At 40.2% G+C, this 14,433-nt stretch carries 9 protein-coding genes and 1 pseudogene; 8 read left to right on the top strand and 2 right to left on the bottom strand.

All coding sequences use genetic code 11. The features are described from left to right. The first annotated feature begins 34 nt into the window (after positions 1–34). From L1765_RS11145 to L1765_RS11165, 5 genes are all read left to right on the top strand, one after another. Positions 35–6,253 (top strand): RCC1 domain-containing protein, encoded by a 6,219-nt coding sequence (locus L1765_RS11145; protein WP_236407326.1) that lies wholly within the window; start codon positions 35–37, stop codon positions 6,251–6,253. Positions 6,254–6,322: 69 nt separating this feature from the next. Then, a complete protein-coding gene (locus L1765_RS11150; protein WP_236407328.1) occupies positions 6,323–7,429 on the top strand; it encodes a ParM/StbA family protein in 1,107 nt (368 codons plus the stop codon). Positions 7,430–7,742: 313 nt separating this feature from the next. After that, the gene (locus tag L1765_RS11155; protein ID WP_236407329.1) at positions 7,743–8,090 is read left to right on the top strand and encodes a hypothetical protein; all 348 of its coding nucleotides are present in this window, start codon (positions 7,743–7,745) and stop codon (positions 8,088–8,090) included. Positions 8,091–8,102: 12 nt separating this feature from the next. Further along, the gene (locus L1765_RS11160) at positions 8,103–8,693 is read left to right on the top strand and encodes a RusA family crossover junction endodeoxyribonuclease (protein ID WP_236407332.1); all 591 of its coding nucleotides are present in this window, start codon (positions 8,103–8,105) and stop codon (positions 8,691–8,693) included. Between the two features lie 310 nt (positions 8,694–9,003). Beyond that, positions 9,004–9,978: a replication-relaxation family protein gene (locus L1765_RS11165; RefSeq protein ID WP_236407333.1), complete on the top strand. Its 975-nt coding sequence runs from the start codon at positions 9,004–9,006 to the stop codon at positions 9,976–9,978. Between the two features lie 189 nt (positions 9,979–10,167). Here the strand turns inward: L1765_RS11165 and L1765_RS11170 are convergent, their stop codons facing one another. Both L1765_RS11170 and tnpA (L1765_RS11175) read right to left on the bottom strand, forming a co-directional pair. Further along, positions 10,168–11,226 (bottom strand): RNA-guided endonuclease InsQ/TnpB family protein, encoded by a 1,059-nt coding sequence (locus L1765_RS11170; RefSeq protein ID WP_236407336.1) that lies wholly within the window; start codon positions 11,224–11,226, stop codon positions 10,168–10,170. Positions 11,227–11,230: 4 nt separating this feature from the next. After that, positions 11,231–11,629, bottom strand: coding sequence for an IS200/IS605 family transposase (tnpA, locus tag L1765_RS11175; protein ID WP_236407339.1), 399 nt, complete (start codon positions 11,627–11,629; stop codon positions 11,231–11,233). A 271-nt stretch (positions 11,630–11,900) separates the two neighbouring features. Between tnpA (L1765_RS11175) and L1765_RS11180 the strand changes: the two are divergent. From L1765_RS11180 to L1765_RS11190, 3 genes and pseudogenes are all read left to right on the top strand, one after another. After that, positions 11,901–12,665, top strand: a pseudogene (locus tag L1765_RS11180) (DNA cytosine methyltransferase); the annotation flags it as partial. A gap of 111 nt (positions 12,666–12,776) precedes the next feature. After that, positions 12,777–13,175, top strand: coding sequence for an IS200/IS605 family transposase (gene tnpA / locus L1765_RS11185; protein ID WP_236407341.1), 399 nt, complete (start codon positions 12,777–12,779; stop codon positions 13,173–13,175). Between the two features lie 11 nt (positions 13,176–13,186). Then, positions 13,187–14,299, top strand: coding sequence for a transposase (locus tag L1765_RS11190; protein WP_236407343.1), 1,113 nt, complete (start codon positions 13,187–13,189; stop codon positions 14,297–14,299). Positions 14,300–14,433 lie beyond the last annotated feature (134 nt).

Here is a 14,433-nt window from a genome sequence, read left to right on the forward strand (position 1 = left end):
TTTCCTTGAAAAATAAATATATGGAGGTATGCGAATGGGACAAAAATCTTTATCTATTGCTTTGGTTTTTGCGATGGTGTTTTCTTTGCTTGTTCCTATTATTCCTAATGAAGCAAGTGCTGCGACAGTGCAAACAGTTCTGAGTGGCCCGATCAATGATTTTAGCGTTTCTCAGGATGGTAACACTATACTTTTTTCAAAATGGAATAGCAGCAAATATACTTATGACATTTGGTTTAAAAAACCTGATGGGAGTAACAGTTCACTCTACTCTTCGAGTTATGACGATGTACAACCATTTGTTTCTGCTGACGGATCTACTATTGGTTTTGTGGTAAAGAAAAGCAACAGTGACAGAGACGTATATTTCAAGAATCTAAACACAGGGAAATATCTATACCTTACCAGCTTAAAAAACGAGTTCCTTGGGCAAATATCTGGGGACGGAAGCATTGTTGTTTGGGGGGAACAAGGAAGTCCAACTGGAGATACCGATGTTTTTGCAAAAAATTTGAATACAAATCAAGTTATTCCAATCCCAAATACATCTAATTTTGAAACGAACCCCATTGTTTCGGGGGATGGGTCAACTATTTTTTGGAGAGAATCAGGAACCGGAATTAAAAGCTATAAAGTTGCTACAGGAGTAACGACAACAGAAGTTACGGGGCCTAAATCCCAAATTATAGTTGGACTTGGAGCCTCTCGCAGTCCATTTTCAACTTCTTACGATGGTAGCATAATCGTCTGGGGAGGATATGATCCTACTACCGGTTATGATATTTATGGTAAAAATTTAACCACTGGAGAAATAATTAATATAGCAAACTCATCTGAAGATGAAATTGATCCGCAAATATCACCAGACGGAAGTATTGTGATTTATAAGAAAAGAAGCGATTATTTTATTTACGGTAAAAAATTACCGGATGGACCAGAATTCCAAATTACAGATGCACAAGGATATTATTATCAATTTGGTGATAATACAACCGTATATTGGTCAAATAACGGGATTTTCAAAAAAGATATTTCTGATCTATTGATTCAGTCACCAATGACACCGCAAAATTTTAAAGCTGATTTAATAACTACTAACAGCATAACATTATCATGGGATGTAGTTTCTGATGCGACTCAATACGAATTGAAACGGAATGGATCAGTTATCTACTCAGGTACTTCTGTTACCTTCAGCGATACGGGATTATCTCCTGAGACACTATATAATTATAGTTTAATAGCGAGAAATAATGCTGGAGATAGTCTTCCTGCAACTTTAGATATATCAACTTTAGCTGATACCACACCGCCTACAGCCCCAACGTTTAGCCAAACGCCAACATCGCCAACAAACGGAAATGTAACGGTCACAATCAATTACTCTGCCGATTCTACGGTGAAGCAATATAAGATCGGATCAACAGGAACATGGACAAATTATACTGGACCGATCACTTTGACCAGTAATAACACAGTATATGCCAAAGGACAGGACAGTGCCGGGAACTGGAGCAGTGAAGCAAGCTACGTGGTGAGCAATATAGATAAGACTCCGCCCACAGCACCAACCTTTATCCAAAGAGAAATGTCTTCTATATCAGCTGGAAACGGTCACTCACTTGCATTAAAATCAGACGAAACGGTCTGGGCGTGGGGACTTAACGATGTTGGACAACTGGGAGACGGTACAACGACTAATAGAACCACCCCCGTACAAGTATCAGGCTTAACAGATGTCGTTGCAGTAGCAAAAGGAGCCGGTCACTCACTCGCATTAAAATCAGACAGAACGGTCTGGGCATGGGGTCTCAACAATTTAGGACAACTGGGAGATGGAACAACTATGAATAGAATCTCTCCCGTTCAAGTACTAGGTGTAACAGATATAGTTGCGATAGCAGCATGGAACGGTCACTCACTTGCATTAAAATCAGACGGAACGGTCTGGGCATGGGGGCGTAACAATTTAGGACAACTGGGAGATGGAACAACTTCGAATAGAATCTCTCCCGTCCAAGTACAAGGTTTAACAGATGTGGTTGATATAGCCGCAGGATACGATCACTCACTCGCATTAAAATCAGACGGAACGGTCTGGGCATGGGGATATAACGGCTATGGCCAATTGGGCGATGGTACAACTGCTAATAGAACCACTCCCGTCCAAGTACAAGGTTTAACAGATGTGGTTGCTATAGCCCCAGGATATTATCACTCATTAGCTTTAAAATCCGATGGAACAGTTTGGGCATGGGGATATAACGGCTATGGCCAATTGGGCGATGGTACAACTGCTAATAGAACCACTCCCTTCCAAGTACAAGGTTTAACAGAAGTGGTTGCTATAGCCGCAGGATACCATCATTCACTCGCATTAAAATCAGACGGAACGGTCTGGGCATGGGGACTTAACGATGTTGGACAACTGGGAGATGGTACAACAACGAATAGAAGAACTCCCTTCCAAGTACAAGGTTTAACAGATGTGGTTGCTATAGCTGCAGGATACAAACACTCATTAGCTTTAAAATCTGATGGGACAGTTTGGGCATGGGGGCGTAACAATTATGGCCAATTGGGCGATGCTACAACGATTAATAGAACCACTCCCGTTCAAGTACAAGGTTTGACAGTGGCTCTTCCAACGTCAACTCAAGCTATAACAATCAATTTCTCTAGTGATTCAGTCACCAAAGAATTCCGAATCGGATCGGGGACATGGGCAAATTATACCGGACCGATCACGGTTACTGAAAATACGACGATTGAAGCAAGGGCAACAGATGCCGCCGGGAATGTAAGCCTGGCCACTTATTCAGTAACGAACATTGTCCCAGCTCAGCCTAATCTTGCAATCGATAATGTTACAGCAAGTCAGGTTGTTTTATCCTGGAACACGGTTTCAGGGGCAACGGAATATGAACTCAAAAGAAACGGAACAATCGTTTATACAGGAACAAACTCTGCTTTTACCGATACCGGACTTACTCCAAACACCACATATGCTTACAGTTTAGTCGCTAGAAATAGTGGGGGAGATAGTAGTCCGGATACACTCTCTGCCACAACCTTTGCAAATGTGCCGATTAATCTGGTTCCATCAGAGGATGTGGATTCCATTACCCTTACTTGGGAAGCAAACGGCAACCCTACTGGCACTGAATATTTTGCTCAAATAAATGGCACTTCAATAAACAGTGGATGGATTACTGATTTATCCTATACTTTCGCCAATCTTACTCCCGGACAAGCGTATCTTTTAGAGGTAAAATCAAGGAATAAGGACGGGATTGAAACGTCATTTGTCAGTGTCAATGCTGAAACCACAGCTTTAATCGATCCTAGTTTATCGATTAGTGAGGGAATAGATAGTATTCAAGCAATAGCCAATTCAGCCAATCCGCCGGGTACAGAATATCAATTTATACTAGAGCAAAATGGGACAGTGATAGAAACCAAACCATACAGCAGTGCAAATTCTGTAACATTCTATAATTTATCTCCATCAACAAGCTACACAGTCAAGGTCCAGGCAAGGTATAACGGCGGTTTGTCTAATATCGTATCGCAAATTGCCAATACACTTGCCTTAGATGATCCCAGCGGTTTTTCTGTCACCGGAAAAACCACAGATAGCATTAGTTTACGTTGGAATATAGTAAATGGAGCCACAGAATATGTTTTAAAAAGAGACGGGATAGAGGTTTACAGAGGTTCAGCTGCTACTTTCACAGACAGCGGTCTCACCCCCAATACTGCTTATTTATATACTCTAACAGCCAAAGTGAATCTTGCTGAAAGCAGTGGGGTAAGTATAAGCGAAGTAACAAAGGCAAATGTGGTAAGCAATATTCAATTTACGAATATCGCTATTGATGGATTTACGGTAACTTATTCAGCCAACGGGAATCCTGGAGGAACAGAATATCTGGTTACTGTATATGAACAGGGGAGTCCTATTAAAAACAGCGGATGGGTAACGGACCTTAATGCTGCTTTTAGCGGTCTAAAACCAAACACAAATTATAATGTTGAAGTTGTTTCTCGTAATCAAAATGGAGAAATATCCAGCCCTGTAACCGGAACTGTTACCACTGATGTATTGGTGATTAACCCTGTCTCAAATATTCAGGCAATAGACGTTCAATTAAATCAAGTCACATTATCTTGGGAGGATAGTCAGACGGATGTTAACTATATCGTTAAAAAATACCAAGGAAGTAATCTGAAAGGAACCTTCACAAGATCGACAAAGGTATTTACAGATACCAATGTAACGGCTAACACCACGTATACCTATCAAGTCATCGCAAAAGATTTAACGTATGGCATAGAATCAGTCCCGGTATCCTTAGATGTAACCACACCTGATTATCCTGCACCCGATGCGCCCACGAATGTTACAATCAGTAGCATAACTGATTCTGGCTTTACGGTATCCTGGGACAGCATGGCAAATACGGTACGTTACTATGTGGATGTTTACGAAGGATTAGCAAAAGTTTTCTCTCAAACAACGACCAATACGGCACAGGTTGTAACAGGGTTGAAGGCTGAAACCAATTATTTGGTTAAGGTTCGTGGAGTTTCTGCACAAGCGAAGGAAAGTCAGCCAACCGATGTAGACGTAACGACCTTACCGCTTCCAGTTCCTGTGACAATTGATACTCTTAATGCAACTGTGAATGGGTCCGATATAACACTCGATTGGAATGATGTTTCCAACCGTTATGGGTACTATGTCGAGCGGTGGAAAGGTTCTGTTCGAGAAGTGAGAAAATATGTTTCCACAAACAGCTATATAGACAGCAATGTGCCGGCAGGAACTTACACGTACAAAGTGATTGTATACAGCAAGACTAACGGATTGCTTGATCCTGTTTTAAAAGAAATTCAGGTTGGTACAACTGGAACGGCAACGGCAACGCCTGTGGCTAATCTTCAAGCTTCTATAAATAATTCTGATGTAACTTTAACCTGGGATGCAATATCTGGCGTTTATGGCTATTACGTGGAGCGGTATAGCGGAACAACAAGGGAACTCAGACAATATGTTTCTGCAAACAGTTATATAGACAGCAATGTGCCGGAGGGAGCATACACGTATAAAGTGATTGCGTATTCCAGCTTAGGAATGGCTGATCCAACGAGTGTTGATGTTCAAATAACCAGCAATTCCAATTCAACCACCGTCCAGCCCCTGACAGTTCAAGTGACTGTAAATGGCCAAGATGTATCTTTAAGCTGGAATGATGTTGGCAGTGTTTACGGTTTCTATATTGAACGTTGGAAAGGGATAGTCAGGGAGCTTAGAAAATTTGTGAATACAATGTCCTATGTTGACTCTGCTGTTCCTAGTGGAAACTATGTGTACAAAGTCATTCCATATTCATCGAATGGATTTGGGGCTGAAGGGACAGTGGATGTATCGGTTGCTTCGGGTTCTAATGGTTCTGTAGACGCTCTTCAAAACTTGCAGGCTAACGTAAACGGTTTTGATGTCTCGTTAACCTGGGATGCCCTCAACGGGATCTATGGTTATTATGTTGAACGTTGGAAAGGGACAACCAGGGAGTTGAGAACATTCACAAAGGAAAATTCCTATGTTGATTCCAATGTGTTCGATGGGGATTATGTGTACAGGGTTATTGTTTATTCATCCGCTGGTTTTGCTGCCCCGGTGGATATCAATGTAACAGTGAACAATCAAAGCAGTTCCGGAAACCTTGGGACGATTTCTAACGTCCAAGCTACCGTAAATAATCAAGATGTCACGTTAACCTGGGATGCCCTCAACAACGTCTACGGCTATTATGTGGAACGATATAAAGGAACGGTAAGAGAACTTAGAAAATACCTTAGCACCAACACGTTTGTAGATGTCGGTGTAGCAAGCGGAGATTACACCTATAAAGTCATCGTGTATTCTCAAAACGGATTTGCCGAGCCGGTATCCGTTAATGTAACAGTTGGCAGCCCGAATACCGGAACAATATCCGGTAATATCACAAATTTACAAAAAACCGTGAATGGTTCCGATGTTACGCTGACATGGGATAATCTAGATAATGTCTATGGATATTACGTAGAGCGGTGGGAATCCGGTGTTAGAAAACTAAGAGTATATGTAAAGTTAAACAGCTATATGAATTCCGGTTTAACTAGCGGAAGTTACATCTTCAAAGTCATTGCATACACAAAAGACAGAGGAATGCTTGACCCGGTATCCACCGATGTAATAATCCCATAAGATTAACACCCCTTTTCCTTCGGGAAGAGGGGTGATTTTTTTCAAAAAAAGAGTGAAAGGGGAAATAAAATGTTTAAGGTATCAGTAGACCCGGGATACGGATATATAAAAGCTATTAATGGGGAAGGAGATCAGGTGAGATTTCCCTCTATTGTCGGCATGGCGCACAATCTAAATTTAAACCGTGCTTTAGGCGGGCTAATAGGGGACAAGAGGGATGAAGATGAATTAAAGAAACTTCATATCCGATACGAGGATGATCAAGCCTCTGGAGAGTTTTTTGTGGGTGAATTGGCCAGAAAAAGTAAAAATGCCTCTTATTGCTTTGAACAAAATAAAATCAATCATCAACACACACGAATATTAATCGCTACAGCAGCCGCTCTTTTGGCTCCAGAAGGGAAAAACATCTGGCTAGGGGCTGGTCTACCCTTAGAGTACTTTGAAGCCCAGAAAAACGAAATGAAGCGTATGCTCACCAATTTCCAAGCCAAAATTACCTTTGTTGAGAAAAATAAAACGAAGCAAATCAAATTTGATAGAGTGTCGATTTACGCCCAAGGGGTGGCCAGTATCTATGATGGGTTACTTTATCCGAATGGCAGACCCAGGTATCCTCAATTCATGCGACCCGGCAATCTGATCGCAGCTGTCAATTGGGGAACAAGAACAGTCGATGTAGCAGTTTATGAAGTGCTTGAGGGAAGTTTGGAAATTCGGGGGGACCTTTGCTTTACGCTGGATGATGCCGGAGCAATGGAAATTCGCAGAATAGTACAACAGGCTTTTCAAGAGAAGTCTGGGTATCCTATATCGATTCTGGATGCTGAAAAAATTATACTGCAAAAAGGTTATATCTTTTTCAATGGACGTGAGTATGATCTTTCCAAGGAGATCATGGCTGCAAAGAAGCACATTACCCAGTTGGTAATAGATGCTTTGCAAACCAAATTGGGTAATCAAACCAGTTTTATCCGGGCGATATTCCTTACAGGAGGTGTGGTCGAAGATGTTCGGGATGTTTTGGACCTTAACAAGTTAAAGACAGAAACTATTATTATTCCTGATCCGCAGTTTGCTGATGCAAGAGGGATGCTTCACATGATAAGGCTGGAAGAAAGAATTGAGCTGCAGAAGAAGAAAAACAACGGGGAATTATTTTCGGATATAGGATAATTTTGTGTCACGTCTTCAATCCTTGAAACACAAGGGTTGAAGGCGTATTTTTTGCACATTTGTGTTACAGGATTGTGTTACACCTTAATCCCTTGGTATGTAAGGGGTTAAGGCGATTTTTTTTACTTTTTGTGTTACAGGTAAAATTTGCCGGGATTAGACCTGTGTTACAAAATCGGTTAAAAAGTCGGTTGAAGCTATATGTCCCAAGGGTTTTACTTGTGTTACAGCCTTGTGTTACAAAAAAGTGATAAACGCACAGCGATTCCTTTGTTATCAAGGGTTTTAGTTGTGTTACAAGGTGGTGGTTGATATGCACATAACTTTTCGGCCTGACAAAAAACATGAATCTTTTTTAAATTCATTGGCCGGAAAAGGGAAGAGGAGCGAATGGATTAACAACGCCATAGACTTTTACCTTACCTTTCAGCCCACCCAAGCGAAACAAACTCAGTTGCTGGAATCATTGCTAGAGAACCAACGTCAATTGATCGGGCAAATAGAGAGTCTGCATAAACAGATAGAGGAATTGAGGGCAAAGGGGTTGGTTGCCGATTTAAAACAATCAATAGAGAATTCGGCTGCTCAAGAGGATTCACAAGAAGATGAAGCATTTTACAATTTGTTGATGAGTGGGCTATCAAAGAAAACATCAATTTAATTGGAGGTAATCATGAAAACAATAATCTTAAGAGATTGGGAATATGAGCAAAAGGTGGAACGATTGAAGGAGACCATAAAGCTTTTTGAACTGCTCAAAATGCTTAATTTAAAGGATTATCAAGAGTTATTGTCTTATCAGAACAATACATTTCAACATCCTTTAGAAACGTTCTCTTTTAAAGCAAAGATGACCCATATGAATGAATTTCCTGTATTTTATCTTGAAATCCCAGGGATCTTACCTCTCTACGATGACAAAGACAATCAATATTTAAAGCAGCTAAAAAACTTTTATGTAAGCCAGACAGTAAACTCAATCCAGAAGATCAATTCAGGAATTACCTTTGAAAAGGCCTTTATATTAATCCGTCAATACTTCCCTGATCTGAAAGTAAGAGACCTGGACAACAGAAGCAAACGGTTCATCTTTAATGGCCTTCGTCAGAGCGGATTAATAAAGGATGATGATTGGAAAAACATAACATATATGGAAGTTGGATTACTAGATAAATGCAATCCACGAACAGAAATTTATGTTTGTGATACGGATTATAAAATACAATTATTGGAACAAATAGAATCAAAAGTCATGTCAAAATAGAGGTATTTTGCTTACCCTTATTTTGACACGTAAGATCATGAGTTTGCATCAGTCTGTTTGACATGAATTTAGAGGGATTTATGTTGTACAAAGCGTTGGTAATCTTATGTTTTACAATTTTTGTTAAGCGATTGGGCGGGAGCGAATAGTTTAGGAGGTCAATCGCTATTGACCGACTAAACCCATCCACTCCCCTCCCTTAACCCAACCCAAATGAACACCATAGAAAACGTCCCATAGAACAACAAAACACCCTTCACTTTTTCCAGCAACATTACCTGAAAAAAGGGAAATTTTTACACAAAACGAGGTGAAAATAGTGAAAAATCTCACCAAACGTGATATAGACATCCTCTATAATCTCTATAGATATCGAACACTAAGTATTGACCAAATCAAACGACTATATTTTGTGGAAAAGCCCGGCTATGCCTATCGAAAACTCTACCTTATGAAAAAAGCAGGATTGGTAGAGTCCAAACAAATGGTAGCATTAAAAAACGGAAAAGGGGGTTGCTACTTCATAACAGAAAAAGGGATAGATATACTGGAGGAACATAAATTAACAGACAAACGCAGAAGAGCGAGGGACAACAAAGTAGAGAACAATTCATTAGCCCATTTCATCGAAATAAACGATCTTTTAATTGAACTTTCTAATTACTTATGGTCCTTTATTCCAAGCAGAGAGGTAAAAGAGAAAAGGGGCATGAACCGTTCAGCATTAGTCAAAGGAGCCCTGGTCGATCAAGACAATAAAGAATACGTTTTATACCTGCTAGAAAACGACTCTAAGGAAGAAACCATCGAAAGAATCGTCAACGAAATCCGCACCCACTCATTTTCCGATTGTCTAATCTTATGCAAAGGTCAAGAATCATATAAAAAATTAAAACCGGCAATAAAAACAGTAGCCGTTGCAGGGACCCTCAACATCCTGCCGTATCATTTTGCATTGCGAACCTTGAAACAAATTAACGGAGAAACTTCCTTTGTGAAAATATTCACCAAATATGGAGAAGTTACACCAATTGATAGCGTTAACGGATTTGCTAAATACATTGTGGATCACCATGGAAAGAAAAAGTATATTGCAAACTATCTCTTTGGGGACCAAATGATGCTCTACTTTTTGGAACTCTATACTTATGATAAATACCTTATGGACGGTAAAGAAGTATTACTGTTTGCTTGGGGAGGACAGGTAGAGGAACTGGACAATATGTTTTCTCAATATCCTCATATTGAGATTGTGGTGCAAAGACATGGGCAAGTAATTTTCTGAAACGCACCATTGGTGGCATGATTCTTAGGTATTTTTTCATTGAGACTCCCACGGCTAAAGCCGCAAGCTGACACCTTCGGTATCGGTGGGATTCTTGGGTGGTAGTCGGAAGTGCATTTCTGCTATCCGTAGTTCCCCTAAGTTCAGGGCTGTCTCATCAGCCCGTCCTAAGACAGTGCATATAGCATCTTAGGCTGACAGACTGTTACCATCTGCCACAGGTTGACGCATGATATTGATCGCTCCAACCCGATCACGATGAGCGTTGAATCCGCATGAACATTCGTATCTTCTGTCTCTCGCTTTGTTCTTCTCCCCACAGGCAGGGCAAGATTGAGAAGTGTAGGCAGGATTAACCTCCACAACCTTTATGCCAACAAGGTTTGCTTTGTAGGAGATGAATTGTTGAAGCTGATAGAAAGTCCAATTATGCAGATTCTTTGCGTTTTTACGGCTTGTTCTTGCCGTCTTACGAATATTCTCTAGTCGTTCAAGCTTGATTATCGACACACCTTCTTGAATCGCTGTATTGACAATTTGCCGACTGATCTTATGGTTTTGCTCTTTCATCCAACGTTGTTCTTTATTGCCTAACTTCCGAATAGCAGAGAGTTTTTTGAGCTTACCTAATTTGCGTCTACGTTGTTGGTACTTTCTGCGTATGTACTTGTTTTGTCTGCCATTACCGAAGAAGCGAGTTTTACCTGTAGAAGTTACTGCAACTGCAGGAACTTTCAAACCAAGATCAATACCCATGATGTATTCACCGTTCGATTCGTCGGTTGTTGGAACTTCTAACGATATTTGAGCATACCATTTTCTTGATTTTTCAACGATTCGCATCAGTCCAAGCTTGGCTTTACTTAACAACTCCATGTCTCGATTCGTTGGAGTAGCAAGAAATGTTGTCTTCTTTGTCTTACCATCAACGACGATAGGGAAAGCCACCGTATTTTCAGATATGGAATAGTTTTGATTGTTGATGAAATAGACAGGTTTTTTAAGAATGGGGCGAGTGCCCAACTTCTTAGTTGTACGGTACACACTCTTGGCATCACGAATGGCTTGATTACAGACGGCAGAGGGAAGTCGAGATTCTACATCTTTTGTTGTCACTTTCGGAAAAGCTCCAAGTTGTTCAGCCTGTTCAGTTAATTGATTAACTACCCGAATGTACTCTTTTCCTAACCGATGCAGAACGTCTGTTCGCTCAGGAAAGATGCGAATTTTTACAGTTAAAGCTTGCATGAGTTCACCCCCTTTTCTTTTGTTCTTCGACATAGCGTTTTACTGTTTCACTGGATACGTTTCCTGCTGTACTGACGAAGAAGGAACGTGTCCACAGACTTGGCAAATGAGCAAGATGCTTAAACTCCTGCCTTAATATTCGAGAAGTCACTCCTTTCACTTTTGCCATGATGTCTGATGGAGAATCGGTGGGAAGACAGTTCAGAAACAGATGGACATGATCTGGCATCACTTCCACGGCTACAATATGCCAGTCGTTCTCTTGACATATCTTTTCAAGTAGTTCCTTGAATCGAATTTCCACTTGTTTGACTAATACTTTTCTTCGATAACGTGGGCAGAAAACAAAATGATAGTTGATGAGAGATACGGTGGTAGCTGTACGTCTATATTCTTGTCCCATATAATCATCGTATCAGTTTTATGATTAAACTGCAACGAACTAACAAAAAGAAATACGCTCGTACACATGCTGAGTGTTTGTCCTGCCCATCCCATGAAGGGATGTTCGGGCAAAGCCGTCTTTCATCCCACGATTAAAACCGCGGGCTTTCAGTCGGCAATTACTGTAAACCCTGTTATTATCGGTAATAAGTAAAATCAACATGCTGCTTTTTCATTTGAAATAGAGTATAATGTAATAGATTTATATTTTCTATAGAGGTGTGAGAATTATGATTTTCAGGAAGGGTGAACTTTTTTGCGGTCCCGGCGGTCTTGCATTAGGTGCGAAAATGGCCAGGGTTGTGGATATAAACGGCGTTGAATATAAGGTCGAACACGAATGGGCTAATGATATAGATGAATCTGCATGTCTTACATTCATTCACAACATTTGTCCTGATCGACCAGAATCAGTAATCACCAAGGATGTTCGTGAGCTTGATATTGAAACGCTCGGAGAAATTGACGCTTTTACATTTGGATTTCCTTGCAATGATTATAGTATTGTAGGTGAGAAAAAAGGGCTTAAAGGCAACTATGGACCCTTATATACATATGGGGTAAAAGTGCTAAGAAAATTTCAACCAAAATGGTTCATTGCAGAAAATGTGTCTGGTCTTCAAAGTGCAAATGATGGACAGGCATTCAATATGATTATGAGAGACTTAATGGAATCGGGGTATAAAGTTACACCACATTTATATAAATTCGAGGATTATGGTATACCTCAAACTAGGCACAGAATTATCATTGTCGGAATCAGAGATGATATTAATATAGAATTTAGGGTTCCTGCACCTACACACGGCGAAGGCAGATTGCCTTATAGAACGGCAGAAGAAGCATTGACAGAACCGCCTATTCCTAATGATGCACTGAATAACGAATTAACACGGCATACTGCGAAAGTTATTGAACTCTTGAATCATATCCCCGCGGGTCAAAATGCTTGGTACGAAGAAATTCCAGAACATTTAACTTCCCTCCGAAAGAAGTCTCCCACTTCTAAACAAAGTGAAAGTGGGAGATGAATTTCGTTAGTTTATCCAAAAAAATTCTATGATGTGATATAATCAGTCGTAAAGATATAATAGGTGGTCATATCAATGGGATTAGACAGTAATAACCATTCAGTGTTTTTATTATATTATCATCTTGTATTGGTTGTAAAATACCGCAGAAAAGTGATTGACGATGTCATATCTGACTATGCGAAAGATATGTTTATTCGATTGAGCGAAAATTACAATATTTCCTTAGTTGAATGGAATCATGATAATGACCATGTGCATATTTTGTTCAAAGCACATCCGAATAGTGAATTATCAAAGTTTATCAATGCCTATAAAAGTGCAAGTTCTCGACTGATCAAAAAGAATTTTCCACAAGTAAAAAGAAAACTTTGGAAAGAGTATTTTTGGTCAAGAAGCTTTTGCTTACTTACAACAGGTGGTGCACCTATTGAAGTGATAAAGCAATATATAGAAAGCCAAAGCATGAAGTGAGGTGATTCGATATGGCAAACAAAGCATATAAGTTCCGTCTATACCCAACACAGAAACAAGAGCAACTTCTTGCGAAAACTTTTGGTTGCGTTCGTTTCGTCTACAACAAAATGCTGGCTGAACGAAAGGAAATATATGAGAAGTTCAAGAATGACAAAGAAGCCTTGAAAAAGCAAAAATTCCCGACTCCTGCCAAGTACAAAAAGGAGTTTGCATGGCTCAAAGAAGTTGATAGCCTTGCGTTGGCAAACGCTCAACAGAATTTGCAGAAGGCATATCAAAACTTCTTCTCCGGTCGTGCAGAATTTCCTAAGTTCAAAAGCCGTAAGGCGAGACAATCATACACAACCAACGTGGTCAACGGAAACATTATGATTTTAGACGGCTATATCAAATTACCAAAACTGAAACTTGTAAAGATAAAGCAACATCGAGAAATTCCATCATGTCATACCATTAAGTCTTGTACGGTTTCTCGAACAAAAACAGGAAAGTATTATGTTTCTATTCTTACTGAATATGAACATCAACCTATACAAAAAAAAGTACAAACTGTTGTTGGCTTAGATTTTTCCATGAACGGTTTATTTGTCGATAGTGAAGAAGGTAAGACAGCCAATTACCCTCGATTCTATCGCCAAGCCTTAGAAAAATTAGCGAAGGAACAGCGGATTTTATCACGCAGAAAGAAAGGTTCTAATCGTTGGCACAAACAGCGACTAAAATTGGCGAAACTACATGAAAGAATTGCGAACCAACGAAAAGACTTTCTTCATAAGGAATCGCATAAATTAGCAAAACGGTATGACTGCGTGGTTATCGAAGATCTCAACATGAAAGGAATGTCACAAGCCCTCAATTTCGGCAAGAGCGTTGCTGATAACGCATGGGGCATGTTTACGACACTTCTCCAGTACAAGTTAGAGGAACAAGGGAAAAAACTTATCAAAATAGATAAATGGTTTCCATCATCCAAAACTTGTTCATGTTGTGGTCAAGTAAAGGAGTCTCTATCTCTTTCTGAGCGTACATTTCGTTGTGATTGTGGTTATGTGGCAGACCGTGATTGGAATGCTTCTATCAATATCAAAAACGAAGGCATAAGACAATTAGGGATTGCCTAAAGAAACAAGAACCGTGGGGCACACGGGGATCGCTCGGTCAACTTCCCTTCGCTAGAAGGGATTACCCGAGAAGCCCCCACCTCTAAGCGTTAGCATAGGTGGTGGGAGTATGTCACTACAACCACCGTATAAAC

This window comes from Microaerobacter geothermalis (assembly GCF_021608135.1).
GTDB lineage: Bacteria > Bacillota > Bacilli > DSM-22679 > DSM-22679 > Microaerobacter > Microaerobacter geothermalis.